The organism is Cobetia sp. QF-1, from assembly GCF_002213105.1.
Classification (GTDB): Bacteria; Pseudomonadota; Gammaproteobacteria; order Pseudomonadales; family Halomonadaceae; genus Cobetia; species Cobetia crustatorum.
Map to the genome: position 1 here is coordinate 295,499 of NZ_NBVS01000001.1, position 24,900 is coordinate 320,398.

At 57.6% G+C, this 24,900-nt stretch carries 24 protein-coding genes; 3 read left to right on the top strand and 21 right to left on the bottom strand.

Annotated elements, in window-relative coordinates:
- Positions 1-265: 265 nt before the first annotated feature.
- From CFN46_RS01315 to CFN46_RS01350, 7 genes are all read right to left on the bottom strand, one after another.
- On the bottom strand, positions 266-1,939 hold the full coding sequence (locus tag CFN46_RS01315; RefSeq protein WP_176426392.1) for a YdiU family protein: 1,674 nt from the start codon (positions 1,937-1,939) through the stop codon (positions 266-268).
- A complete protein-coding gene (locus CFN46_RS01320; RefSeq protein ID WP_088742504.1) occupies positions 1,932-3,974 on the bottom strand; it encodes an ATP-dependent helicase in 2,043 nt (680 codons plus the stop codon). The genes CFN46_RS01315 and CFN46_RS01320 overlap by 8 nt, the downstream gene beginning before the upstream one ends.
- Before the next feature lie 120 nt (positions 3,975-4,094).
- Complete coding sequence (locus CFN46_RS01325) at positions 4,095-5,003, bottom strand: glucosaminidase domain-containing protein (RefSeq protein ID WP_088742505.1); 909 nt, start codon at positions 5,001-5,003, stop codon at positions 4,095-4,097.
- 297 nt (positions 5,004-5,300) lie between these two features.
- Complete coding sequence (gene htpG, locus CFN46_RS01330; RefSeq protein WP_024950546.1) at positions 5,301-7,184, bottom strand: molecular chaperone HtpG; 1,884 nt, start codon at positions 7,182-7,184, stop codon at positions 5,301-5,303.
- Positions 7,185-7,470: 286 nt separating this feature from the next.
- Positions 7,471-8,643 (bottom strand): PaaI family thioesterase, encoded by a 1,173-nt coding sequence (locus tag CFN46_RS17690; protein ID WP_254918372.1) that lies wholly within the window; start codon positions 8,641-8,643, stop codon positions 7,471-7,473.
- On the bottom strand, positions 8,634-9,020 hold the full coding sequence (locus CFN46_RS01345; protein ID WP_024950545.1) for an MAPEG family protein: 387 nt from the start codon (positions 9,018-9,020) through the stop codon (positions 8,634-8,636). Before CFN46_RS01345 ends, CFN46_RS17690 begins: the two co-directional genes overlap by 10 nt.
- A gap of 170 nt (positions 9,021-9,190) precedes the next feature.
- Complete coding sequence (locus tag CFN46_RS01350) at positions 9,191-9,538, bottom strand: YkvA family protein (RefSeq protein ID WP_246116404.1); 348 nt, start codon at positions 9,536-9,538, stop codon at positions 9,191-9,193.
- 198 nt (positions 9,539-9,736) lie between these two features.
- Here CFN46_RS01350 and CFN46_RS01355 point away from each other — a divergent pair, with 198 nt between their 5' ends.
- Positions 9,737-11,719, top strand: coding sequence for a transglycosylase SLT domain-containing protein (locus CFN46_RS01355; RefSeq protein ID WP_084487895.1), 1,983 nt, complete (start codon positions 9,737-9,739; stop codon positions 11,717-11,719).
- Positions 11,720-11,851: 132 nt separating this feature from the next.
- Here the strand turns inward: CFN46_RS01355 and CFN46_RS01360 are convergent, their stop codons facing one another.
- The 8 genes from CFN46_RS01360 to CFN46_RS01395 all read right to left on the bottom strand — a co-directional run bounded on the left by CFN46_RS01360 (position 11,852) and on the right by CFN46_RS01395 (position 17,733).
- Positions 11,852-12,817, bottom strand: coding sequence for a hypothetical protein (locus tag CFN46_RS01360; protein WP_088742506.1), 966 nt, complete (start codon positions 12,815-12,817; stop codon positions 11,852-11,854).
- 121 nt (positions 12,818-12,938) lie between these two features.
- Positions 12,939-13,475, bottom strand: coding sequence for a hypothetical protein (locus CFN46_RS01365; RefSeq protein WP_024950541.1), 537 nt, complete (start codon positions 13,473-13,475; stop codon positions 12,939-12,941).
- 66 nt (positions 13,476-13,541) lie between these two features.
- The gene (locus CFN46_RS01370; protein WP_088742507.1) at positions 13,542-14,186 is read right to left on the bottom strand and encodes a LysE family translocator; all 645 of its coding nucleotides are present in this window, start codon (positions 14,184-14,186) and stop codon (positions 13,542-13,544) included.
- Positions 14,187-14,392: 206 nt separating this feature from the next.
- A complete protein-coding gene (locus CFN46_RS01375; RefSeq protein WP_088742508.1) occupies positions 14,393-14,977 on the bottom strand; it encodes an exopolysaccharide biosynthesis protein in 585 nt (194 codons plus the stop codon).
- A gap of 81 nt (positions 14,978-15,058) precedes the next feature.
- Positions 15,059-15,775, bottom strand: a complete 717-nt coding sequence (locus tag CFN46_RS01380; protein ID WP_246116405.1) for a ZIP family metal transporter — start codon at positions 15,773-15,775, stop codon at positions 15,059-15,061.
- Positions 15,772-16,197 (bottom strand): hypothetical protein, encoded by a 426-nt coding sequence (locus CFN46_RS01385; RefSeq protein ID WP_024950537.1) that lies wholly within the window; start codon positions 16,195-16,197, stop codon positions 15,772-15,774. Before CFN46_RS01385 ends, CFN46_RS01380 begins: the two co-directional genes overlap by 4 nt.
- A gap of 119 nt (positions 16,198-16,316) precedes the next feature.
- Positions 16,317-16,721, bottom strand: a complete 405-nt coding sequence (locus tag CFN46_RS01390; protein ID WP_088742509.1) for an NINE protein — start codon at positions 16,719-16,721, stop codon at positions 16,317-16,319.
- Positions 16,722-16,893: 172 nt separating this feature from the next.
- On the bottom strand, positions 16,894-17,733 hold the full coding sequence (locus CFN46_RS01395; protein ID WP_024950535.1) for an isopenicillin N synthase family oxygenase: 840 nt from the start codon (positions 17,731-17,733) through the stop codon (positions 16,894-16,896).
- 248 nt (positions 17,734-17,981) lie between these two features.
- Between CFN46_RS01395 and CFN46_RS01400 the strand changes: the two genes are divergently transcribed.
- Positions 17,982-18,185, top strand: coding sequence for a cold-shock protein (locus tag CFN46_RS01400; protein ID WP_024950534.1), 204 nt, complete (start codon positions 17,982-17,984; stop codon positions 18,183-18,185).
- Between the two features lie 243 nt (positions 18,186-18,428).
- On the opposite strand, the gene CFN46_RS01405 is transcribed toward CFN46_RS01400, so the two are convergent.
- The 6 genes from CFN46_RS01405 to CFN46_RS01430 all read right to left on the bottom strand — a co-directional run bounded on the left by CFN46_RS01405 (position 18,429) and on the right by CFN46_RS01430 (position 23,712).
- A complete protein-coding gene (locus CFN46_RS01405) occupies positions 18,429-18,995 on the bottom strand; it encodes a hypothetical protein (RefSeq protein WP_088742510.1) in 567 nt (188 codons plus the stop codon).
- 193 nt (positions 18,996-19,188) lie between these two features.
- Positions 19,189-19,647, bottom strand: a complete 459-nt coding sequence (locus CFN46_RS01410; protein WP_024950532.1) for a nucleoside deaminase — start codon at positions 19,645-19,647, stop codon at positions 19,189-19,191.
- Between the two features lie 121 nt (positions 19,648-19,768).
- Positions 19,769-20,794 carry an SPFH domain-containing protein gene (locus tag CFN46_RS01415; protein WP_024950531.1) on the bottom strand — a complete coding sequence of 342 codons (1,026 nt, stop codon included), beginning with the start codon at positions 20,792-20,794 and terminating at the stop codon, positions 19,769-19,771.
- Positions 20,795-20,865: 71 nt separating this feature from the next.
- On the bottom strand, positions 20,866-21,312 hold the full coding sequence (locus CFN46_RS01420) for an NfeD family protein (RefSeq protein ID WP_088742511.1): 447 nt from the start codon (positions 21,310-21,312) through the stop codon (positions 20,866-20,868).
- Positions 21,313-21,461: 149 nt separating this feature from the next.
- On the bottom strand, positions 21,462-22,379 hold the full coding sequence (gene yegS / locus CFN46_RS01425) for a lipid kinase YegS (protein ID WP_024950529.1): 918 nt from the start codon (positions 22,377-22,379) through the stop codon (positions 21,462-21,464).
- A 118-nt stretch (positions 22,380-22,497) separates the two neighbouring features.
- Positions 22,498-23,712 carry a multidrug effflux MFS transporter gene (locus CFN46_RS01430; RefSeq protein WP_248623579.1) on the bottom strand — a complete coding sequence of 405 codons (1,215 nt, stop codon included), beginning with the start codon at positions 23,710-23,712 and terminating at the stop codon, positions 22,498-22,500.
- A 154-nt stretch (positions 23,713-23,866) separates the two neighbouring features.
- Between CFN46_RS01430 and CFN46_RS01435 the strand changes: the two genes are divergently transcribed.
- Complete coding sequence (locus CFN46_RS01435) at positions 23,867-24,886, top strand: LysR family transcriptional regulator (protein WP_088742512.1); 1,020 nt, start codon at positions 23,867-23,869, stop codon at positions 24,884-24,886.
- Positions 24,887-24,900: the final 14 nt, after the last annotated feature.

The window sequence follows — 24,900 nt, forward strand, 5'->3', positions numbered from 1 at the left end:
GCATAAAAAAACCAATAAAATCAATCATAAAGCTATTGTTATGTCATGTATAACAGTGACCTTATGCCTGCTAATTGATAGCCGACGCGCCAACAGCATGATTTCCAATGACTTTATGTATTGCGCTTTGCCAAGCGTAGCTCAGCTTTCTGTTATGCATCACATAATCTCTGGCTTATGGCTGATTCATGCAACGCCATGAAAAAGAGCGCCCTTTGATAGCGGCGCTCTTGTGACGAGAGATAAAGTCTTAGAAAAACGGAGGTTAAGAGGAGCAGCTCATGCAAATAGGGGCTGCATCCAATGCGGGCGGGCATGTCCACTCATCAACAAGTTCCGCTTCTACGCCGTGAGCCAGTCCAAACGCCAGTGCAGCCTCGACACTGCCCTCCTCAGGGCGGAAGAAAGGCATCGCCAGACGTTCACGGAAAGCCTTGAGCGTACTGTCGTCGCCCTGCTCGACCCGCGCGATCACGTCCAGCAACAGATGCGTGCGGGGCACATAGAGCGGATTGCAGCCAAGCATGGCCAGTCGTCTCTGCCGCTCATCCTGCGCTGACAGCTCGGCTGCCATGACGCGCTCCTGATAGCGTGCAAGCCAAGCCTCAGCCTTGTCACGTGCCTCCGCAGCATTACCATGTGGCCCGCGCACGCCCGCCAACAGAAGCACCAGTGCCTCTGGCGCGGATTGAGTGACCTGCCAATGACTGAGCAGGCGGTAGGCATGGGTATGGTCAACGCGCCCTTCGGTCAGCAGATCACGCCACTGCTGCACCAGCGTCATATCTTCTTCGCGCGTATCCGGCAGACCGAGGCGCATGCGCATCAGTCGCGCGTACTCACGCTGTAGCTCGCCTTCATACTGGCCTAGCGCCTCAGAGAGTGCGTCGACGTCGATCAACGGCGAGAATGCCACGCCCAGGCGCTCTAGATTCCACAGACCGATTCCCGGCTGCTGCGCAAAGCCGTAGCGCCCGGCCTGATCGGTATGGTTGGGAATCAGGTTGGCTTCATAACCATCAAGGAAGGCGTAGGGGCCGTAATCAAAGGTCATACCCAGCAGCGACATGTTGTCGGTATTCATCACTGCATGCACAAAACCATAGCTCTGCCAGGCTGCAATCAATCGCGCGGTGCGAGCGATCACTATCTTGAACATGCCTAGTGCAGCAGTCACCCGCACTTCATCATTCAAGGGGGCGTCTGAGTGCACAGCCTCAGCCAGACATTCAGGAAAGTGCTCACGCAGTGCATGATCAATCAGCACCTTGAGATCGTCGTAGCGGCCCGAGTGTGCCAGCCACTCGAAGTGTCCAAAGCGCAAATGGCTTTCGGCAACCCGCATCAGGGTGGCACCAGGCTCAACCGTTTCGCGCTGAACGCGCTCACCATTGACCGCCAATGCCAGCGCGCGACTGGTAGGAATACCCAGCGCCGCCATGTATTCACTCGCGAGATATTCACGCACGCTCGAGCGCACCACTGCTTGGCCATCGCCAAAGCGTGAATACGGGGTGCGTCCCGCGCCCTTGAGATGTAGATCAAAGGTGACCTCTTGCGGTGTATCAGTGCCCGCGCGAGTCACTACCAGTTCACCCAGCAACAGACCACGGCCATCACCTAGCTGCGGGTTGTACTGACCAAACTGATGCCCGGTGTACTTCTGGGCCAATGCATCCATCCCGGCCAGCAACTGCTCACCCGCCATCACCTGACGCAGCTGCTCACGTGCTGAAAGGCTCTCTGGCGAGTCTTCTTCTACCAGCTCCGTCAGGCCGAGCAGACGGGCGCAGTCAGGGTTCACATCGGCTAGACGCGTTGCCAGGCGTGACTGAGGTGCCACCCGGGCAAAGAAATGCTCCGGCAGACGCGCATGGCGGTTGTTGAAACGCAGTGCCGAGAATCTCTGCGGAATGGCGGCGCTCGGTAAATCACTCATCAAAAGGCTCCGTCGGATCAATGCTCGGCATCGATCCGCTGGGGGAATAGTGGGGAGATGCGTTAGAAGGCTGTCTGGCAGCATCGCCTTCAGTAGTCTCATCATCAGGCGTCAGCAGACCTCTCAGCCCACCCGGCGGCCGGCCTGGCGGCAGCTGGCTGGCCATTTCATAAAGCTTGCGGGCAGTACTGTCGGAGCGCGCCTGGCGCTGCAATGTCTGGTTGCCACTATCTGCGGAGGCGCGCTCGGCACTCACGCCTTGCGGCAATTGCTGATGCGCTTGCGCGGAGGTGTCATGCGCATGTTGAGCACGGCGTAACAGCAGCCGCTTGCGCGGAGTCAGCGCCAACTCAGCCAGTCGTGCCTTGCCCCACCAAGGGTGGGGGGCATGGGCTCTTTGCGGCGAGTCCGGGGTGTCAGCCGTGGCAACCACTGCCGGCAACTCGCCTAGCAGGGGGAAGTGCTCACTCTCGGGCTGGGCCTGCCACCAGAGGCTCAACGTCTCGTTGAGCACCAATAATTGACGCGCGCGCGTGGCAGCGGTGTAGCTCAAATTAGTGACCAGCACCTGATTCGGCAATTGCTGACGGCTACCCGGCAATGCCAGATCATGGGCCAGCACCACACAATCAAATTCCAACCCCTTGGCGCGAAATACAGTGCCGAGCATGACGAGAGGCATGGAAACCGGCTGCCCACTGACGATGGCTGCCTGCAAGTCACCATCCTGTTTGCGTAGCTCGCCTATCCAGCTATCCAGCGGCGCTTGCGCATACCAGGATGCCAGTTCGTGCAGGCCCCGCGCCTGGTGATCATCAAGGCGCGCCAGTGCGCCCAATACCTGAGTGGGGGTCTGACCCAGGCGCGTCAAGGACGGCGGTAGCAATCGCCACAGCTCGCGCTGGCTCGCCATGTCGCCCTGTTCCACACATTGATGGCATCGCCACAGTCGCCAGTGGTCCAGCAGGCCCGCCAGCGGATAGCCCTCGATGCCATCCAGCCACGCCACCGCGATACCGCGCTGATGCAGTGACAGTGCCTCACCCAACGCAGCCACCGGCCCGGCACTGATCACGCTGTGGCGAGTGCCGTTGCGCAGCAAGCTGTCGCGCACGGCGGGCAGTGCTAGCCGTGTCGCTGGCCCCAGTCCACTCATGCCCTGCTCGCGCGCTGTCGGTGAGCAAGCGGCCAAACGTGTGCCCAATGCCGCCAGCGATGGACCAAAGCGCCAGGCACCAGGCAGTGAGTAAACCGTCGCGTCTGCCAGTAGCGGAGAATCCAACGAACTCAGCCCTTCGGCCTGGCGCGCAAGGCTCTGGTGCGGGTCACCGATCAGCAGCAGATCGCAGCGTTGGCGCCGCAACATCGCCAGCAGCGCTGGCGTGGCGTCCTGTGCTTCATCCAGCATCACCAGATCAGCATCCAACGGTTGGCCATGCTGCGACCACAGCTTGAGCAGGGCATTGAAGGACAAACCTTGCTGATGATCCGCCGGATCCAGCAGGCAATCCCAGACAAGGCGCATGCTTTCCACTATCTGACGCAACTCCGCTGGCGATAGCTGTTCGGCGACGTGCTCGGGCAGATGCTCGGGCATCGGCACAGCTTCACTTGCCGCGAAGAAGGTATTCAACCCCTGCGCCATCAAGCTTCTCGACTGACTGGAAAAGCTACCGAGCCAGCCAAGGCTTTGCGGCGACAGACGCCGCGTGATGTCCTGCTGTCGCTTGAGCTTATCGCCGTACTCTTCGCTCAACGCCTGACGCGCCAGCTGGTGCAGCGACTGACAGCGGACATTGTCGGGTAGCTGGCTCGCGGTGCGTCCTGCGACAGCAGGGTTAAGAGAGGTATAGATGAGAGTTTCATCGGCATAGGTACGCGCCAGCTCCACCATCAACACGGTTTTGCCGCTACCGGCACAGGCACGCACCACGACACAATCGCTCTGCTCGGCACTGGTGGCCGGCGTGCGATCGCGCATGCGCGAGGGAAAGGGATGGGCGAGAATTCGCCGCTGATCGTTGCTCAGATGCATGGCGGCATGATCCCCCCTGTCAGACCGGGGGGCAAGGCCCGTCAACTGCAAAATACCGCTTGGCGGGCAGCGTGAGCCAAATGAGACAGGGATAGAACAGGAATAAGCGAGATGAGCGCATTACGACAAGGCGCCGTTGGCAGCGAGTCGCTCGCGCACGGTGCGCATCAGGCCGCGATTCCAACGCAATAGGTCATAAAGCGTCACGAAATAGGCATTGCCGCGCGTCGAATACGCCGACAGTGTCGGAATCAGATCTTCTGACCGCACCGGTTGTCCTGCGTTGCGCAGACGGCCACGCAGCTCACGCAGCTTGGCATAGCTGCGCTGAGAGTTGAGGTTGCTGAAGTAGGCGGCCATTCCCGTTTCAAGATTCTCGAAGCGACGGTATTCGCGGCCTGCTGCTCCGATACCACAGCCATGGCTGAAACAGCGCATGCCAAACAGATTGTTGGCATTGCGAGCATGCCCCGAGGTTCCCCAGCCAGATTCCTCGATTGCCTGCACCAGCACCATGTCCAGCGGCAGAGTATCAATACGCAACAGCAAGCGATTCCAGCTGACGCCGATGTCCTCACGCGTCACGTCACACGGCAGGTTGGCCTGATCACACAGCCCATTGAGGCGCTCCTGCTCGCGCTCGCTATAGTCCCGCCCGCCATCACCAGCACGCTTGCGCATCGCCAGCAGCCAATCACGTTGCTCCGCCAAGCGTTGATTTTCGGCAACGATCAAAGGAATCATCAGCTCGAAAAATGCCACCTTGCGCTTGGTGCCCGCGGGAAATACGCGCAGGTCTGGCATCTGCTGCGTACTGTCCTTGGCGACCAACTCATCATCCAGCCGCGCCGCCTGTGCTGCAGAGCCCATGCTTAACGCGATCATAAGCACAATGCCCAGCATCGTCAGCAGCCCTTGCCAGCCACGCACGCTTGCCCGCAACAGCGCACGTCCCCATAGACTCAACATCAAACGCTGCCCCGCGGCCCACTGCACCGGCGGATGTGGCAAGAAATGGAGGTGCATCATACGCTGCGCTCGCAGTCAGAATGAGGGCATGAAGCAATGCCCAAAAAGAGACAGAGTTCGGAAAGAGGCGCTTGTCAGCGTAGCTCCGAGTGCTGTATGAAACCTCAAAAATACGCTATGGAAAAGGCTGTTTTGCTCATGAAACGCGGAAAGATATGTCAGACGCTGTCGCCAAGCGTCGACTGGAGAACAGGGGATCACAGCACTTGATAACAAAACGCCCCCACAGCCGAAGCTGCGAGGGCGTTTTACCATCAAGATGATGGCACTTTCAGCAATGATTATCTCATTGCAATGTCACGCACTGAGCATGCCATTCAGGCGACGCACATAGGCAGCCGGATCTTCCAATGCGCCACCTTCGGCGATGATGGCCTGGTCCAGCAGTACGTGGGCCAAGTCAGCGAAGTAATCACCCTCTCCACCTTCCAGACGACCAAATAGCGCGTGCTCCGGATTCAGCTCAAGAATCGGCTTCACTTCCGGCAGCGGCTGGCCCGCGGCTTCCATCATCTTGCGCATCTGATAACCCATCTCGTGCTCTGGTAGCACAACGCAGGCCGGGGAGTCAGTCAGACGATGCGTGATGCGCACTTCCTGAACGCTTTCGGCCAGTGCTTCCTTGACGCGCTTGACCAATTCTTCCTTGGACTTGGCGGTCTCTTCCTGTGCTTTCTTCTCTTCTTCGTTCTCGACATCGCCGAGATCGAGATCACCCTTGGCGACATCCGCGAAGGATTTGCCATCGAATTCGGTCAGGTGGCTCATCAGCCACTCGTCGATGCGATCGGTCAGCAGCAGGACTTCGAGGCCTTTCTTGCGGAAGATCTCGAGGTGCGGGCTGGACTTGGCAGCATTGAAGCTATCGGCGACCAGATAGTAGATCTTGCTCTGGCCTTCCTTCATGCGCTCGACGTACTGGGCCAGTGACTGGTCCTGCGTGGTGCTATCAGTATGAGTACTGGAGAAGCGCAGCAGCTCGGCAATCTTCTCGCGATTGGCGAAATCTTCTGCCGGGCCTTCCTTGATCACGGAGCCGAACTGGTTCCAGAAGGTCTGGTACTGCTCCGGGTCCTTGGCCAGCTTCTTGAGCATGTCCAGACCGCGCTTGGTCAGCGCTGACTTGAGCTTGTCGACCTGCGGGTCTTGCTGCAGCAGTTCACGCGATACGTTCAATGACAGATCATTGGTGTCCAACACGCCCTTGATGAAGCGCAGGTACAACGGCAGGAACTGTTCAGCGTCATCCATGATGAAGACGCGCTGCACGTAAAGCTTGAGGCCACGTGCAGCTTCGCGCTGGTAAAGATCAAATGGCGCACGACCCGGTACGAACAGCAGGCTGGTGTACTCAAGCTTGCCCTCGACCTTGTTGTGGCTCCAGCTCAGCGGATCAGAGAAGTCGTGAGACACATGCTTGTAGAAGTTCTTGTACTCTTCATCGCTGACCTCGGACTTGGAGCGCACCCACAGCGCCGTCGCGGAGTTGGCCGTTTCCCAATGGACCTGCTCATTACCTTCATCGTCTTTCTCGACACGCGGCATGCGCACCGGTAGCTCGATGTGGTCAGAGTACTTGGTGATCAAGCTGCGCAGACGGTGGTCGTCAGCGAACTCGACAGCATCATCCTTGAGGTGCAGCACGATCTCAGTACCACGCTCAGCACGCTCGATATCAGCCACGCTGAATTCACCTTCACCACGCGAGGTCCATTCGACGCCCTGGTCAGTTTCAAGATCAGCACGACGGGTACGCACGATGATCTCATCCGCGACGATGAAACCAGAATAGAAACCGACCCCAAACTGACCGATCAGGCGCGAGTCCTTCTGTTGATCACCGGACATGCTCTTCATGAACTCGGCAGTGCCGGAGCGTGCGATGGTGCCCAGATTGGCAACCACATCGTCGCGGCTCATGCCAATGCCGTTATCACGCAACGTAATGGTCTTCGCGTCGGTATCGTGCTCGATCTCGATGCGCAGCTCGCTGTCGTTGCCGTAAAGGGCATCGTTGTCCAGCGCCTGATAGCGCAGCTTGTCACAGGCATCGGCAGCATTGGAGACCAGCTCGCGCAGGAAGATTTCGCGATTGGAGTACAGGGAATGAATCATGAGGTGAAGCAGCTGCTTCACTTCGGTCTGGAAGCCGTGCGTTTCAGTATGCGTTGCGGTCGTCATTGCAAGGGACCCCTCGTGGTAGATGCCTGATGTGGATACCCGCAGCCACCAACGTGGCAGCTGTAGCAGGAAAAATCGGCTCATGGTCGCCCACCTTTATCGGCGACAGGTCATACCAGAGCACTCGTGAACCTGATATGGGGCAAGGGTGAGCGATTTCAAGGCACTAGCGGTGGCTAAGGACAAATGAAAAACACCCCGTGGCGCTGTCGCAGCCAAGGGGTGTCGAGTCGATACAGGCTGCTTGATCAGCGGCCGGATCATAAATGCTGCCTCTCACAACACATCAGCCCTCCAACGACTCCAGTACAAAGTGCATGCGAGCACTGGCTACCAGCCTTCCCAGCGATCGCTGCCAAGCGCTGACGCGCACGTTGACCATGCGACGCCCTGCCCGAATCACCTCACACTCGATGCATGTCGCACTGTCACCACGCGCCGTCGCCAGGTAGTCAATGGAGAAATCGATCAGCTTGGGCAGCCGCGCCTCTTGCCCGGCATGGCTGTAACGCCTGAGTACTTCTAGCGTGGCGGCTGTCTCCATCGCTGCTGCCAGTACGCCACCATGCACGGCGGGCAACAATGGATTGCCGACATTGTCCGGCATTGCTGCCATCTCGTAGCGCACCGCATGCTCTGGCGGTAACTCAGCATCGGCGGTGGGCGCCTCTTCAAGAGCACACAACCCAAGCCCGATCGCCTTTGCATATGGCAAGCTTGCCAGTAACGCCGCCAGCTGAGCATGCGTTCGCTGTTCTTCGACAAAGCGACGCGCACTCAGCAACCCGCGGGCGTTCTGCTCAACATCAGAGGCAGTCGATGTTGTCTCGCCCAATGGGATATGCGCTGCTGCGCCAGTCGAAACCGCTGAGGAGGAGGCAGCAGTCATCTTGGCAGCCGCCAGTAGCGCCTCGGCAAAGCCAGAGGGAGTATTACGTTCACCCAGTCGCACGAAGTTACCAATGGCGCGGCACAGGAGTCGGCCTGGCTGCTGCCAGATCTGCGCCTCGGTAAACACCATCGATTCGGTCACCCGCAGCACTCGCGCCTCACCATATAGCGGCAGCCCTTCTATACCGGGGCGATAGTGATCAAGGCGCAGGTCCAGTGTCGGGCAGACTTCTGGCATCGGTAATCCAGTGAGCACTGCACTACCACACAGGGTGTCGGCAAACATCGTCAACACACCACCATGTACCAGCCGGCGGTGAGGATCGCCGATCAACGCGGGTTGCCACGGTAGCTGCATGCGTACCGCGGGAGCCTTTACTGTCTCTACCGTGACTCCCAGCCGTTGAGTATGCGGAATGAAATCGACGAAACGTGACAGCGCATGCTGCCAGGCCACATCCTCCAGCTCACCACCCGCACATGGCACGTCGCGCAGATTGACCGCCAGCGTCAGTAAGCTCTGGTGCGTATCTGCGGCCTCTGCCAGTGGCGTAGTACTCACATCCATAACGGCATTGCCATCAGCAAGATAGACACGATGAGGCCGACACCCCACAGCAAGGAACGCAGCAGCGCAATATTGGCCAGATAGCAGGCCCAGTAACCCAAACGCGCCAGCACGAAGATCACCGCAAGCGTAGTAGCAAGCGGGGCGCCAGGGGCGACGATAATGCTGACCAGCACACCAACGGCAAAGATCGGGAACGCCTCGATGCTATTGTGGTGTGCCGCCAACGCTCGTGCACCGAAGCCCTCAAGCATGCGCTGCTGAGCCCGCGGATCATGATTGTCATAACCTCCGGCACGGTGCTGTGCCCAAGCGACTGGCACCTTGGTGAACACCAGCATCAGAGCGGCAAACACCAGACAGGCATAGATAAGCATCGTAAGCTCCTTGGAGTTCATGAAGAGCAGGCAAGTCGGTGCAAGCACCTGACACATGACATTTCAAACTTACGTTTGATATATACCAAGCCGAACATAAAGCAAAGTCATTGCTGACGGCCATGCGGCCAATGGATAGCGCCAGGCAGTACGGTATAGCGACTGGATGGTCAGACCTGTGGCGGTGTTTCACCCCGCCAACAGCGATAATCTTCCAGCGCATCATCCAGCTTGCCGAGCAACCAGGTCACGATCACCAAGTCATCCAGCAACCCAAGGCCGACCAAGACATCGGGAATCAAATCCAGCGGTGATATCAGATAAATAAACGCCCCCGCCGCCAGTCCCAGCGCCTTCCACGGCACTGGACGATAACGACCGGAGACGACATCACGAATCAGCGGCCCTAACGTACGCAGTGCCGCGCTCGCCTTGCCCAGAATACGACGACGTCCAAACAGTCGCGTCAACCATAACGCCTTGCCCATACGGAAGACTCCTCGTACTTTCCACAGCATTTACTTTTCACGGCATTTTGCGGCCAGTATCAGATGGTACTGTTATTCAGCGCCATCGGCTGCCACGATGCATATCAACGGGTTCTGGATCGGCAACCCCAGATACCGAGAATCGGGGCACTGAGCCGCTACCACAAGGTCGCAATAGCATTTCGCCCCCTTACCGACAGTCGCAGGAGTCTACAGGTGACACCAGGCATGCTTTCTTCCCATACCGGCCGCGGCATACGCGCACTAGGCCGCCTCGCGACACTGCGTCGCTTGACCGGCCTTGGCCTTCTGCTGGGGTTGAGTCTGCCACTGCAGGCAGCCACTCCCAGCGACCAGAGCTTCCGCGATGCCTTCAATGATGCGCGGGCCAAGCGCTTCAATGAGATCCAGCAGACCGCCGTCAATGGTCACGTACTGGAAGGCTATATCGAGTATCACCAGCTCAAGGCACGCTTGCCCAATGCGACAGCCTCTGAAGTGCTGTCCTTCATCGAGCGTCACGCCGATTCACCGCTGGCAGAGTGGATGCGCGGCCAGGCCATTTCAGCCTACGGCAGTTCCGGACGCTATGATGCGCTACGGGAGGTCAGTGATGGTGAACCTGCAGGTGCCAGCCGTCAGTGTTACTACTACACGGCCCAGCTCTCCAATGATCTGGCAACCGCTTCCAAAGGCGGGCTGAAACTGTGGCACGTCTCGGGCTCTCAGGATTCAGCCTGTGATCCCCTGTTTTCGGCGCTGCGCTCGCGTGGTGTGATTGATGATCAGGCTATCTGGGAGCGCGCCATGCTGGCGTGGGCAGCTGGCCAGGGCAGCATGGTCAGCTATCTAGAGCGCCAATTGCCAAGCAGCTGGCAGCAGGCGATCTCTGCTCGCGCACAACTTGAAGGCAACTTCTCTGCCATCACGCGCATTCCGACCAATCTCGGCCACGGCGGCCATGCCTTTGCCAGCCTGAGCGTCGCCGCGATGCATGGCTTCATTCGCGCCGATACCGAAGCTGCGCTGGAAGCATGGCGCAAGATAAACCCACACATGCCGATGAGCGATGAACAGCGCCATGATGTCGAACGTGACCTGGCCTTCTATTCGCTGGTGCGTAACGTCCCCAATAACCAGGGCTGGGTAGATCAACGTCTAGCAATATTGGACGACGAAGAGCTGTTTGACCTACGCATGCGCAATGCCGTCCGTGAAGGTAACTGGACGGACGTTCGCAAGTGGGTGCTTAAGATGCCGGATCGCTTCAATTCCGAGGCACGCTATCAGTACTGGCTGGGCCGCGCTGACGCCAGCCTTGGTAATCAGCAAGAGGCGCAAGCTGCCTGGGCCCGTGCAGCAGGTGAGCGCAATTTCTTCGGATTCCTTGCCGCTGATCGTATTGGCAAGGCGTATGCGCTGAACCGTGATGACCAGGTCTTCTCCGATGCAGAGATGGCCAATATCGGTGAGCTTCCGGCGGTGAAACGCGTGAAGGCGCTGATGAACATCGACGAGATCGGGCTGGCTCGTTCAGAGTGGTTCAATGCTGCAGCCCAGGCCGATGACGCAGGGGCACGCCGACTAGCCGCCTACGCGCTCAAGCAGCAGTGGTACGACCTGAGTGTATTTGCGACCATTCGCGGCAAGCTATGGGACGGGCTGTCCTGGCGCTTCCCGCCCGCCTGGCAGCAGGACTTCCAGCGCTATGGTGCCAATGCAGGTGTCGATCCGTGGATGCTGATGGCGCTGGCGCGTCGCGAAAGCGCCTTCAATCCGACGGCAACCTCCCCTGTCGGCGCACGTGGTCTGATGCAGCTGATGCCGGGCACCGCAGCCAAGGTAAGTCGTGATCTGGGCCTGTCAGTGCCGAGCAATTCTGCACTGAATGATCCAGATACCAACATCCGCCTCGGCAGCACCTACATTCGTGAGATGATGGACCGCTATTCCGGCAATCGTCTTGCCGCTGCCGCTGCCTACAATGCAGGCCCGGGCCGTGTTGATCGCTGGCTGGCCAATACGCCGGACGAGTACGATCGCTTCGTCGAACGTATCCCGTTCAAGGAAACACGCGAATACGTCAAGGCAGTACTGGCCTACCGCGTTATCTTCGAAAGCCTGGCAAAAGGCTCAAGCGAAGGCGTCAAGGTCGTCAGTGAGCGTGAAGTCAGCCAACGCTATACCACCGCAATGGTCGACCGCCGCTGATTCACTGACGTCAAAAGCCATTGCTTGCAACACAAAAACGCCAGCCTCTCAGGGCTGGCGTTTTTGTGTTTGGCTGACAAAGCACTGATATCAAGCACTCCTATCCGGACCTAGCATGACCCACATCAGGAATCAGTCGTCACGTTGTGCGCGAATCCCCGAGAGCGGCGTAGCACCCTTGGCTGGCTGACTGTCAGCAAGCCGCGGAGAAGAAGGCACATTATTCTGAGGCGCATAACGTCCCAATGCTTCAGCGTAGCTAAGCGGGCGCTCATCACTCTCCCGTGGAGTCTTCTGCCCCTTGGGGGATGATACGCCAGTCTCCAACGGACTTCTGGCTGATAGTCCATCACTGTGCTGAGTCTGCAGCGCCCTCGGCCCGCCTTGTGCGCCGGCACTCTGCGAAGAGCGCGGTGAGCGTAGTAACCGCCACGCCAGCAAGATAGCCAGCCCCCAGCTAATCAAGCCTAGCCCGCCGTAAGCAAGCATCGACCAGACATTACCTGGACGGTGCCCCGCATTGACGATAACGACGCGCGACAAATCAATCTCAGGCCAACGCTCCGATAACAGCTCACGCTCATCCCTCGGCAGGTCAGTCTCAGCATGCAGCACCGTCCCGAACAGGCCATCCGGGAATTCGATCAGCGGCGGCACATTTTCAAGACTCTGCACCGAGTCCGTGCGTATCAACACCCCCATCCTCTCGATACGCGGCCACTCGTCAGCGGGAATATTATCGATCCCCCCAAAGGCGCGTGACAGCCCCGCCAACTCCAACAGATAGGGATTCATGTCAGAAATGACCGGATAATACAGCGTCTCGATGCGCTGCCCTTCGCCACTCACGGCGTCCAGTCGGAAGGTCGCGACATGCTCACGATAGACAGCCCAGTGATTGCGCAGCGAGACAAACTGATTGACCGGCAGATTGCCCTGCTCGACCGTCTCCAGATTCAGTGTTTCTGGCCGTGTGGTTGCACGCCCGACCCAGCGTCCTTCATCAACAGCAAATAGCCAGGCAGCGATCCCTGCTACCGCCAGTATCAAGGCGATAAACCCGCCCAATTGGCGACGTAAGGCATGTGAAAGACTCATCCGATTGCATTCCCTGCCTGTGCCAGCCTTGAGGGGCCGGTCTCTGTGTTATGACAACATGACGAATATTCGCGGTTGTCGCTCGCGCCTTGCCAATCGCTATTGGCAATCACCCTGCGCCTTATGGCTTATTCAGCCGTGATGACAAGCGATTGCTCTCATTGCAGTAACGCTGTCGCAAGCGCAGCACTTCAAGCGAACTCGACGACAATGCATCGAGTACATAACGATTACAGGCATGCTCGGCACGTTGTTGGGCAGCCTCGAGCGACTTGCGCGCCTCACGCTGCGCGGCCGTCATGCCTGCGTAAGGGTCGCGTAGCGGCTTGTAGGTGGCGGCTGCCTTGCAGTACATGGTACGCGTCTCAATATGCGCTGCACGACCGCGCTGCTGTAATGCATGGCATGTTTCGACAAACAACCGACTAGCCATACGCGAGCATTTGCGCTGCTCACCAGGACTACCACTTCTACCGATACTCTCACATACGGAAGCACCATCAATACGCCATAACTGGTGGCGAAAATCGATGTTGTAACCGTAATAGAGCACCCGTAGCTGCTGCACACGCGAATCATAGACATCCACGATGTCGCGCGGCTCAAGGTGGGTGACAACCTTGAGAAAGGCCGCCAGGGTCAGTGTCACAGGATCCATGTGTCATGAGGGATACATGTTGTCATCCCTGCTCTCCGTCGCAATGATCGCTATCGCCCACACGGCCTAGCGGCTGAGCGCGAGACGCGCTCCGAGCAGTACCATCACCGAACCGGTGATGCCTTCCATCCAGCGCGACACGCGCGGTTTCGCCAACCAGCGCCCAGCACCGCCGACCATCAGCGTTATGCCAATCTGCCAGATATTGGCAATCACGAAGTGAATGCCAGCCAGCCATAAGGACTTGAGGACTGCGGGATCTGTCGGCGCGATGAATTGCGGCAGAAAGGCCATGTAAAACACCACGGTCTTGGGATTGAGCACATTGGAAAGGAACCCCTCCCGCAGCGGCTGCCAGAGTGACACGTACTGGCGGACGACACCGGCCTCGACCTCAAGCCCACGTGCGCGTCGCGCACTCAGCAAACTCTTCATGCCCAGCCAGATCAAATAGGCAGCACCGATGAGCTTGAGCGCGGAGAAGGCCCACGCCGATTGAAGCAAGATCAACGAGATGCCTGCCGAAGACACTAGTGCATGCACAAAAAGCCCCGCACAGATGGCCAGGCTGGTCAGCACACCATCGCGCAGCCCGCCACGCGAGGTATTGCGTATCACCAACAGCATATCGACGCCGGGGGTCACGGTCAGCAGAGTAATAGCCACGACAAATGACCAGAAGGCGGTATCAAACTGGATGAAATCAAACATGAACAATGTCCTTCAGACAGATCCACCTCGCACCCCCACGGTACGGACAGACGACCAGTCTAGGCGAGCGAAGACAGCCTGAAAAGTCATCTGCAACATCACCGACTGCAAGGCCGCCAGCACGTAACACTCGTTAATCTGTTTGCCTGAGGGGCACTCACACCCACAGAGTACGCTTCATGATCATTGATGCTCCAACGCCAGGTTCAACCGACTAGCCAAACCCCAGCGGCTGCATCTGCCAGCATCACCAACAACGCTAGCAAGATAACCAGGCCATCCTCCCCAATCAGCCCCAACCCAAGTAGCAATAGCGTGACAGCCGGTAGCGCCGCCGCGAATGGCACTAATTCAAGCGGTACCATGGTCAGTGCCAGCGCGATGGCCAATATGGCAATGGCACGATAGGCAAAGCCCTGTGTCATGAATCTCAACCGCGGCTTGAGCAGGCGATCTATTCGTAGGGTCCAGGGGCGAACGCGCTGTACCCCATGTGTCAGGCGTGTGTGATCGAAGCTGAAATCCGCCAAGCGCTTGGGTAACCACGGTGTACGTCGCCCCAACAGCAGCTGACCGGCAATCAATACGATAAACAACGCACAGGTCGTCGGTACGCCAGGAATGACACCTGTGGGCAACAACACCAGCAAGGCTGGCAGTACCACCAAGGGCCCAAAGCCGCGTGAATTGAAGTGTTCCAGAATGCTGCCCAACGAGATATCTCCCACTATCTCTCGATCCAACTCTTCCAGCAGTCCGGTAAGACCACTGTCTTTGGCATGCTCACTCATGAGATATCCGTCTCGGGAGAATGGTTTAACGGAGGGGCGCGATACTCGATTGGTACTGAGTCCGCCAGACCTGACGTGCTATCAGCCCACTAGGCGGTCGCCCAGCATGCCAACCATAAAGCCTACTGTGGCCCCCAGCGGCGGGGACCAGTGATGGACAACTCGCACCTGAGGCGCAATGTCCTGGAAAATCAGATACAGGATGCCACCGGCAGCAAATGCCATCAGTCCACCCAATACGCCCGGGGCGTCCGCCAACCAGAGATGGCCGGATAAAGCGGCCAACGGCCCCAGCAAAGAGAGCAACAGAAAGGCACCGAGCCCCTGACGTGCACTGAGCCCTGCACCTTCCAGCTCCCGATAGGCATTGAAGCCTTCCGGTAGATTCTGGGCAGCGATAAATAGCGCCATCAGCATGGCAGCGGCAGGTGATGCTGATGCCAAGGCCCCGAGCGCAATGGCCTCAGGAATGAAATCCATCAACATCGCCAGCAGTTGGCCCTTGGCACCACTACCACGGGCCAACCAGCGATCGACTTGCATGAAGCCGATCGCGCCCAACAGGAATAACCCCAGCAGCGGCCATACTGACAGCGCTTGCATGGCATGCGGCACCAATACCAACGATACCGCCGCCAATAGAATGCCGCCCCCCAGTGCAGTGATACCGGCAAGCCAGCTGTGTTTGACGTGGCTCTCGTGGCTGCGCTCCAACTGAGCGATAACACCTCCTAACGGAATGCACAGCCCCGCGCCCCAGGCCAATGCTAGCATTCCCCAGGGAATATCCAGACTCACGATGACGCGCTGGATGCTTTGGCAGGCGTCTCACCGAACACACGCATCAATAAACTAGTCCCCACACCCCAGGCGCCGTTGAGTAAAAGTCCACCCACTACCATCGCCGGTGCGACTGCGATTCCTTTCAGCGGAAAGACAATAAGCATGGCAACTGCGGTCGGGCCGATGGCACCGAACAACAGGCTAATCAACCAGTGACTCACCCCCACACGACGACGTACCAATGCCCACAACGGCACGCCCCATAGGCCGCCCCAGAAGGCTAGCGAGATAACCGAAGGTATCCCCAATGGCCCGGTCGGCGTCATGTTGTAAGGTGCCTTGGGGATCAAATCGGTGAGATAGAACACGCCAAACAACCCTTGATGAAAGATCAGAGTCGCCAGAAATGCAGCAGCAAACGCTTTTAGCCAAATCATGTTCATTTCCTTGTTGTGATGGTCATGAGTGACGGGAATAGCCGTACAACTGACGGAACACTCCTTCGGTACTATTGAGTGGCCAAGAGATATCGTATTTAACGCTCATTGATAGACGTTTACTGCACGTTACGCTGTGATACCTGATCATTCAGTGTCCAGAAGTCATACAGCACACCGATAAGGAATAACCCACCAGTACATAGATAGACCAGCCCTGTCAGCCATTTACCCATGTACATGCGATGAATGCCGAAGACCCCAAGGAAGGTCAACAGAATCCAGCTGAGTGAATAATTGATGGGCCCTTCCTGGAAACGAAAATCCGCTTCACGATCCATAGCGGGGATCAGAAATAGGTCGATCAGCCAGCCGATACCCAGCAATCCGAAAGTAAACAACCAAATCGTGCCGGTGACAGGTTTACCGTAGTAAAAGCGATGCGCGCCGAGGAAACCGAAGATCCATAGCAGGTAGCCCATCGTCTTGGAGTGCGTGTCCTGATTCATGGGGGAATCTGTCATGAGTAACGCCTTAGCCGCTCAGCGGCACATGGTAATAATCGAATATTATCAAATGCGGTCTTGGGTCCCGTGAATCAAGGCTTCGGGGTATTGATAACGACACCAGACACGATAACGCCACCCACGCAGCCGCGGGGATGGCGTTGAGAACGACAAGACTTGGCTCAAGACATTATATGACGCCCAATTCACGCAGGCGTTCTTTGAGGTAGGAGTCTGCCGTGTGCTTCTCGGACAACACGACTTCCGGACGCGGGTGCAGGAAAAGCGGTAGCGATAGACGCGACTGGCTAGAGCCCTCCCCCGTGGGGTTGATGACACGGTGAGTCGTCGACGGGAAGTAACCATCACTGGCTTCCTGCAGCATGTCACCCACATTGATGACTAACTGACCCGGATCGCAAGGCACGTCCATCCACTCGCCATTGACATCCATTACCTGCAAACCAGGCTCATTGGCAGCTGGCAGTACGGTCAGTAGATTGATGTCTTCATGCGCGGCAGCACGTACTGCACCCGGCTCTTCGCTGCCGGTCATCGGTGGGTAGTGCAGCACGCGTAGCAGTGTCTGCCCGCTGTCCTTGATCATGTTGGACAGTGGTTCACGGTAAAGCGCAGCGACGTCTGCCGGCGAGTGAGCTTCTACCCAGCTCAAGAGTTCTGCAGCGAACGCTTCTGCCTGACGATAATATTCCATGGCATTGGCGCGCAAGCTGTCCGGAATCTTTCCCCACGGGTAGATGTGATAATACTCCTTCAAATCACGTGCCGTGTGACCCTTGGCCGTCTCGGAGACATTCGCCGGGAACAAGCCGTCCTGCGTTTTCGGATCGAAGCGCCATTCAAGCTTGTCTGCACTGGCGAAGAATTCAGCCCATTCGGCGTAGATCTTCTCAACCAGTTCATGGGAAATCGGGTGATTCCTGATCACACCGAAGCCCGTCGTACGCAGGGATTCGACGAATTTTTCGGCGGCATCTGCCGAGCGGTAATCTACGTTCTGGACCTTCATGGCATTTCCATCTATGTTGGCTCTGTGTGAGCATCCTACTTGAGCAGGAAGAAGTCGCCAATACGACAACTGACTAATCGGTCAAGATGCGAACATATGCAGTTTTGGCTGCATGCGTAGGTCAAGCAGGAAAGGATGTCGTCGCAGGACGTAACACGTCTCTCTGGTGGAATTCCCCCTAGCCGCACCAACGCACTCCGGTCTGATGGGCAGACCACCAATATCATCACGTAAGCAAGGAAAGAATCATGGCAACTGGCACAGTCAAGTGGTTTAACGACACTAAAGGTTTCGGCTTCATTTCTCCTGACGACGGCGGCGACGACCTGTTCGCGCATTTCTCTGAAATTCAGTCAGAAGGCTTCAAGTCTCTGCAAGACGGCCAGAAGGTTACCTTCGACGTCACTCAGGGCAAGAAAGGCCTTCAGGCCGCAAACATCAAGGTAGCCTGATCTCCTGATCAGCTTATCCAGGCCGCCTTCAACGGCTGTCTGATGATGGCAAGTAGCATGCAATAGAAAAGCCCGCCGAAAGGCGGGCTTTTTGTGTCTGCAAGGCAGATGCAGGCAAAGCACCTGAAATATTGATCAACGCCAGATGCACAAACGCCAAAGCAGTTAGCCTCGGCGTTTGTATACTTCAAGAAGACATCAGATGGATGCCTTCATCACACCCGTGTCCTGCTGGACACAACTTTACTGGGCGCTATCAACAGATTCGTTGGCTTTCATCTGGGCTTCATCGACCTTGTCATTCGCGGCAGAAGCGGCGGAGTCGCCTGTCTGCTCAGCAGAATCGGTCATTTCAGCAGCCTTTTCCTTGGTGGAAGTATAGGCATCTTTAGCGGCGTCGGCAGTTGCGTCAGCAGCGTCGTTCACGCCTTTCTTGGCAGATTCGTAGGTATCAGACGCAGAATTCTTGGTGGATTCGACAGCGCTTTCGCTCTTGGCGCTAGCGTCATCGCCCATCTTGTCAGCAGAAGTGGCAGCGTCGTCAGACATGCTGTCCGCCTTGTCAGAAGCATCGTCGGCCATGTTATCGACCTTGTCAGATGCGTCATCCATGGATTCAGAAGCTTTATCAGCGGCTTGATCCATTTCTTTGCCAGCAGCGTCAGTTGCCTTCTCAGCACTCTGCTGAGCTTGCTCTGCGGAGCTTTCTGCTTTCTGAGCGGACTTGTCAGCATCGCCGTTATCGCAGCCTGCGATGGCCAGAGACAGGCCAGCGGCCAGAGCGGGAATCATCCATTGCTTGAGTTTCATCGTCTTCTCCATGATAGGTGGGGAGTCGCCAACCCCTATTTCCTGCAAGAGGCATTGCAACAAAGGTCGAGTATTCATGCAAGCGAAAGCGTGATCAAACGCTTGGATGACAAAAACATGGTGCTCGATTGGCAGCTTTTCAAGTAATACGGCAAATTAACAGCATGAAAATGTTATCGAACACCATTTCTGATCACTCTCCGATATCTTCGTTCCATACTTCTGGCTGCTCACGAATAAAAGTCTCCATCAGCTCACGACAGCGCGGGCTATCCATGACCTCGACATTGACCCCTAAACTGCGCAGATGCTCTTCCGCGCCCATGAAGGTGTGATTCTCACCGACCACGACATGCGGAATACCATATAACTGGATCGCGCCACTGCACATCGGGCACGGGGATAGCGTGGTATAGAGTACAGATTCACGATAGACACGAGCGGGCAGACGGCCAGCATTCTCCAGTGCATCCATCTCGCCATGCAGTACCGCACTGCCTTTCTGTTGACGCTGGTTGTGGCCACGCCCAATGATCTTGCCATCATGAACCAGCACAGAGCCGATCGGCACACCACCTGCCGCATGGCCCTTCTCGGCCTCTTCAATGGCTGCCTGCAGGAAGCGGGCATGATCAGCGTTCGGTTCAGTCATCGTCTTGCTCCGGTAAAGATTGAGAAAATACGGCGAGGAGATTTCGTGCTACCTCCCTGCAATTCGCATCATCAGATCAGATATGTCGTACTAAGAAATAATGCGAGGTACAACACGCGACTCAGCCGAGACCGGCTTCGCCCGTCATCATCTGACGAGCGCGTCGCAGACCTTCATTGCTGGCATTGGTGGGCTCGCCAACTTCACTGGCAAGCTCACGGAAGCTGCCCATCGCACCCAGTAGGGCTGACGCCTCGTAAGGGATGAAGACGCGATCGCCTTCACGCGCCATGTCCGGCAGCATCTGCAGATACTTCTGGCCCAGCATATAACCAATCACCAGCTGTGGGTCATCTGCACCAATGGCATCACGCAGCTGATAGATCGCCTGACGCTCACCTTCAGCACGCAGGACGGACGCTTGCTTGTCACCTTCTGCACGTAATATTGATGAGCGCTTTTCCCCTTCCGCTGTCGCAATCGCAGCCTCACGCTGGCCATTGGCTTCGGTGACGGTGGCACGGCGCTTACGCTCTGCGGCCATCTGCAAACGCATGGCGTCCTCCACCTCTGACGGCATGCTGATGTCCTGGATCTCGACTCGCGTGACCTTGACGCCCCACTTGTCGCCGACCTCATCCATCGTTACCTGCAAAGCGTCGTTGACCTCCTTGCGGCTCTCAAACAATTTGTCCAGCTCCATGCGGCCAATTTCGGAACGCAGACTGGTCTTGGCCAACACCTCGATGGCCTGGGTGAAGTTCTCGACTTCATAGACGGCGCGTTTGGGGTCAACGATCTGGAAATAGAGTGCGCCATTGACAGTGACGGTGACGTTATCCGTGGTCACCACACTCTGGCCCGGGAAATCCATGACGGTTTCACGGCGATCAATACGCGTCTCTTCGACGACGAGTGGCAGGTTGTCACCCTTGACCTGGCGATAGCGACGAATGGTGATGGAGCGTGGCTTGTCGATGAAGGGCACCACCAGATTGATGCCGGATTCCAGCGTACGGTTATAGCTGCCGAGGCGCTCGATCACGACGGCCTCCGACTGCTGCACTATCATCAACCCCTTGGCTAACAGGATGATGACCAGTGCAACGATGATAAGAATTATGACAAGTCCCGGACTGATGATCATGGTGCTTCACTCCCTTGAATGGGCCGCTACCGCGACCTTCATTGGTATCGATCACGTGAAAGGACGTCGTCTCAGGCCGTAGGCACGATACGCTCGACCCGCACCGTAATCCCTTCAATCCCTATGATTCTGACCGTCTCGCCGATCGTCGGCGCTACCTCTCCTTCCCAGCGTAGCGGAAATTCATTGCCCGATAGACGCACGGCAGGCTTGCCTGACACACCAGAGATGACCTGCGCCAGCTGTCCCGCTTCTGCCCCACTACCCAACGTGCCGTAACGCTTGTTGGGCAAGAGCTTAGGGTGAATCTTGCGTACGAACACTGGCACAAGCACCAGTGCCGTCGCGGCAGCACTGAGGAGCTGCAGATTGAGATCGGCACCCAATGCTGCCGCTACTGCGCCGCCGAGTGCACTGACACCCAGTGCCAACAAGATGAATTGGGCACCAAGTAATTCAAGTCCCGCCAGTATCAATGCGAGGATGACCCAGACATGCCAGCCGGCCAGATATTCCATGCAATGGCCTCCCTGAAATAATCAGAAACAAGATGTCGAGAGTAGGCAACAATATGCTGCCATAAACAGCACGAGCGCAGTCGAGTAAACCTCAGACTGCGCTCGTGTACCAGTGGTACGGCCTATGGAAGGCGGGGCTGCACGCTCGATCAGCGCGTCACTGCATTGCCTAACAGTGCTGTATTGTCCGGCGCGACCAGGCGAAGTGCGTTGGGGACGAGGCGAAATTCGCTATCCTCGATCAGGTAGCTCTCACCATCCAGATTCACCGGTAAAGGCTCGCCGCGATAGTGCAGTGAGTCTGTGCGTACATAGCGAACGAAGTCGCCGTTATCCGGCAGAGTTTCCAGCTCTTCGACGACTTCACCGACGCGCGCGATAGGAAAGTCACGAATCACCAGCACATCAAAGTAGCCATCATTCAGCAGTGCGCGCGGTGCCAACTCCTGCCCGCCACCAGCCTGTCGCCCATTGCCTATTGCCAACACGAACAGCGCCGCCTCCTCTTCACTACCTTGTAACGTGAGACGTCCGCGATAAGGCCGGAAGTCCCACGCCTTAAGCACTCCCATCAGGGAATAGGCACCGCCACCGAACAGCTTCTTGAGCCCACCAGGCGTAGAACGGGTCACTTCAGCACCAAAGCCGGCGGATGCCACGTTGATGAAATAGGCATCATCGACGCTCACGATATCTATCTCATGCGCCGAGCCCTCGCAGGCAAGCGCCAATGCCTCGGGTATCGTCAGAGGAACGCTGAGCGACGTGGCGAGATCATTGGCCGTTCCCAGCGGCAATATCGCAAACTCGGGGCGCTGTGCCACAGGATGCTGCATCAATGCATTGGTGACCAGGTTGAGCGTGCCATCTCCCCCGCCGATGACAAGCCGAGTGACCTGCTCGGCAACGGCCTCTTTCACCAGTCGAGCCACGTCCTCCCCTTCGAAGGTCAGACGAACCTCCAGCCCCGCCATGCGCTCACGCTGAGCGAAGATGGCCTCGCGCAGCTCCGGCTGCTGGGCCTTCTCGCCATTAAGTATCACCCGCACACGTGCCGCTGATTCCATGATGTCTCCTTGGCGACATGCAGATCGAGCCAACAGCATACGCTTGTCATGCCAGTTCAATGAACCATCTCGTCATGCTTTATTACTCGACCTGTATCAACTCGACATCAGACCTGACTCACGTACGCGGCACGCCCGGCTGATGACGAGCACCCAGCAACAAGAGCGGCAGAACCATTACCACACTGATCAGGAATAGTCCTTCCTGAGGCGCCAGTGGCGTACTCAAAAGCACGGTGGTCACGATGGCCGAGCCACCCAGCTGGATGCTGCCCAATAACGCAGCCGCCGTACCGGCGCGCTCGCCAAAGGCTTCAAGTGCCAGGCTGGAGGCTGCACCAAGGGCAAGTGAGAAGCCGACCGACAGCACACCCACCGGCACCATGAAGGCGGCCGCCGAAAGCGGTAGCCAAGCCAGTGCAGCGCCCTGCATCAGTCCAGATAGCAGAATGATTGCCAGCCCCAGGCGCACCGTCGGCTGACGGCCAAGACGGCTGATAACGCGGGGGGCAAAGAAGAAGGTAATGATATTGATGACGGCATTACCGCCAAACAGTGCGCTGAACTCAAGCTCACTGTGGCCAAGTTGCTCGACCAGCAGCTCAGATGAAGAAGATACGTACAACAGAATGGCGCTCATGGCCGCCATCGCAACCAACGCCTGATACACAAAGCGCCAGCTGGTCAACACTGGACGGTAACGTGCCCAGTTGTAGAGCGGCCGCACCACGACAGTACTCTGCGGACGGGTTTCCGCGAACAAGCGCCATGCAGCCAGCCCGACACACAGCGCGAAGCCACCCATGAACAAGAAATTGGAGCGCCAGCCGAACTGCACCGCCAGCAGCCCACCGATCACCGGTGCAAGCGCAGGAATGATGCACAAGGCACCATTCAGATAGCTGTACATCTTGGCGCCTTGCTCCGGGGTATAGCAGTCGCGTACCGCCGCGAAGGCGACGGTGACGGTGGCACAGGCACCCAGCCCCTGAAGAATGCGGCCGAAATAGAGCATGCTGATGTCCTGTGCCAACGCACCGACCAGCGCCCCCACCAGATAGACGGTTGCGCCGCCCAGCAGTGCCGGACGCCTTCCATAGAGATCGGTCAACGGCCCCACGAGAATCTGACCAACGCCGACGGCACCTAAAAATAGCGTCACCGTCATCTGCATCACATCACTCGGCTGCGCGAACTCGCGTGCCATCGCTGGCAAGGAAGGCAAATAAATATCGATCGCCAAGGGCGAGAACATTACACAGCCGACCAACAATAGAAGTAGCTGGCGAGCACCAGGCATGGGCCGCGAAGCCGCGGCAGAGGACACAGACATGAGCAATCTCGTGGGTCAGGAATCGGAGCGTAAGCGTCAGGGGAGAGACTGGGAGTGATGGCAAAGCACCAGTCACAAGGCGAAGAGATTAGCGCCTGCGACTTATGCAGCAAAATGATAATATTTCAGGCAAGATATTCCACTGGCGAAAATCATGTCCCCAACGCACTCTCCCATCACAGGCCGACAGCCTCTCAAGCCTACAATGCCGATGGGCACACGTATCGACCTCAATCTATTGCAGGTACTGCAGATACTGTTGGAAGAATGCAGCGTGACACGCGCGGCAAGCCGACTGCATCTCTCACAATCCGCCGTCAGCAAGAGTCTGTCTCGCTTGCGCGCGATGTTTGATGATCCCCTCTTCATTCGTGAGCGCCACGGACTCCGCCCTACTCCACGTGCACAAGCACTGCGTGGCGAGCTGGCCGAGCTACTGTCACGACTGGAATCTCTGAGTGCGCCGCCCACCTTTGCACCCGCCACCAGCCAACGACGCTTTCAGATGGCAGTGCTGGAAAGTGCCTGGTCCACTCTAATGCCCTCTTGTACGCACGCGCTGACCAGCGCACTACCTCACGGCAGCTTTGAAATCAGTCGCTGGCAAGCCGACTGCCTGAGTTTGATGGAAAAGGGGCAATTGGATATTGGCTTGGCGGGTCATGATCACTCCGCCGACACGCCTGGCGAGCCGCCCACCCTGCCGGAAGGTTTCCACTCTCAGATTCTATGGCGCGATGACCATGTGATGCTGGTTCGGCGTGGCCATCCCGTGTTGAACCGCACAACGCCGCTGACGCTTGACGAGTTTGCCGCACTCGATCATGTGCAGGCGACCTGTGAGGGTCGCTCCCGCTGGTCGCTCGATGAACGCCTCGAGCACCATGGCACGCCACGTCGCATCAGTGTGCTGGTGCCCGATTTTCGTGATGCCCTCAGCATTGTGGCCCACAGTGAACTGGTATTCTGCGCCCCCCGTAGCTTTGCCAACGCCAGCAGCGTGCTGCACGGACTAGCCATCTGCGAACTACCCGTTCGCCTGCCAGCCCTCAGCTATCGGCTCATCTGGCACGCCAGTCATGAGCAGGATCCGGGGCATCGCTGGCTGCGCCAATCGCTGATAACACACATCCGCAACACACATGGGGCAGACGCCGCCGTCGCTGATCACTAGAATGGCCGCACGTC

What these genes read in the sequence shown, in the direction of transcription:
- CFN46_RS01430 (WP_248623579.1), bottom strand. Translation starts at nt 23,712, where the DNA reads ATGTCTGTGTCCTCTGCCGCGGCTTCGCGGCCCATGCCTGGTGCTCGC.
- CFN46_RS01395 (WP_024950535.1), bottom strand. Translation starts at nt 17,733, where the DNA reads ATGAAGGTCCAGAACGTAGATTACCGCTCGGCAGATGCCGCCGAAAAA.
- CFN46_RS01405 (WP_088742510.1), bottom strand. Translation starts at nt 18,995, where the DNA reads ATGAAACTCAAGCAATGGATGATTCCCGCTCTGGCCGCTGGCCTGTCT.
- CFN46_RS01345 (WP_024950545.1), bottom strand. Translation starts at nt 9,020, where the DNA reads ATGCTTATCTATGCCTGTCTGGTGTTTGCCGCTCTGATGCTGGTGTTC.
- CFN46_RS01435 (WP_088742512.1), top strand. Translation starts at nt 23,867, where the DNA reads ATGTCCCCAACGCACTCTCCCATCACAGGCCGACAGCCTCTCAAGCCT.
- CFN46_RS17690 (WP_254918372.1), bottom strand. Translation starts at nt 8,643, where the DNA reads ATGGATGTGAGTACTACGCCACTGGCAGAGGCCGCAGATACGCACCAG.
- CFN46_RS01320 (WP_088742504.1), bottom strand. Translation starts at nt 3,974, where the DNA reads ATGCATCTGAGCAACGATCAGCGGCGAATTCTCGCCCATCCCTTTCCC.
- yegS (WP_024950529.1), bottom strand. Translation starts at nt 22,379, where the DNA reads ATGGAATCAGCGGCACGTGTGCGGGTGATACTTAATGGCGAGAAGGCC.
- CFN46_RS01360 (WP_088742506.1), bottom strand. Translation starts at nt 12,817, where the DNA reads ATGAGTCTTTCACATGCCTTACGTCGCCAATTGGGCGGGTTTATCGCC.
- CFN46_RS01370 (WP_088742507.1), bottom strand. Translation starts at nt 14,186, where the DNA reads ATGTTTGATTTCATCCAGTTTGATACCGCCTTCTGGTCATTTGTCGTG.
- CFN46_RS01375 (WP_088742508.1), bottom strand. Translation starts at nt 14,977, where the DNA reads ATGAGTGAGCATGCCAAAGACAGTGGTCTTACCGGACTGCTGGAAGAG.
- htpG (WP_024950546.1), bottom strand. Translation starts at nt 7,184, where the DNA reads ATGACGACCGCAACGCATACTGAAACGCACGGCTTCCAGACCGAAGTG.
- CFN46_RS01385 (WP_024950537.1), bottom strand. Translation starts at nt 16,197, where the DNA reads ATGATTTGGCTAAAAGCGTTTGCTGCTGCATTTCTGGCGACTCTGATC.
- CFN46_RS01350 (WP_246116404.1), bottom strand. Translation starts at nt 9,538, where the DNA reads ATGCTGTGGAAAGTACGAGGAGTCTTCCGTATGGGCAAGGCGTTATGG.
- CFN46_RS01315 (WP_176426392.1), bottom strand. Translation starts at nt 1,939, where the DNA reads ATGAGTGATTTACCGAGCGCCGCCATTCCGCAGAGATTCTCGGCACTG.
- CFN46_RS01420 (WP_088742511.1), bottom strand. Translation starts at nt 21,312, where the DNA reads ATGGAATATCTGGCCGGCTGGCATGTCTGGGTCATCCTCGCATTGATA.
- CFN46_RS01400 (WP_024950534.1), top strand. Translation starts at nt 17,982, where the DNA reads ATGGCAACTGGCACAGTCAAGTGGTTTAACGACACTAAAGGTTTCGGC.
- CFN46_RS01390 (WP_088742509.1), bottom strand. Translation starts at nt 16,721, where the DNA reads ATGACAGATTCCCCCATGAATCAGGACACGCACTCCAAGACGATGGGC.
- CFN46_RS01365 (WP_024950541.1), bottom strand. Translation starts at nt 13,475, where the DNA reads ATGGATCCTGTGACACTGACCCTGGCGGCCTTTCTCAAGGTTGTCACC.
- CFN46_RS01355 (WP_084487895.1), top strand. Translation starts at nt 9,737, where the DNA reads ATGCTTTCTTCCCATACCGGCCGCGGCATACGCGCACTAGGCCGCCTC.
- CFN46_RS01410 (WP_024950532.1), bottom strand. Translation starts at nt 19,647, where the DNA reads ATGACTGAACCGAACGCTGATCATGCCCGCTTCCTGCAGGCAGCCATT.
- CFN46_RS01415 (WP_024950531.1), bottom strand. Translation starts at nt 20,794, where the DNA reads ATGATCATCAGTCCGGGACTTGTCATAATTCTTATCATCGTTGCACTG.
- CFN46_RS01325 (WP_088742505.1), bottom strand. Translation starts at nt 5,003, where the DNA reads ATGATGCACCTCCATTTCTTGCCACATCCGCCGGTGCAGTGGGCCGCG.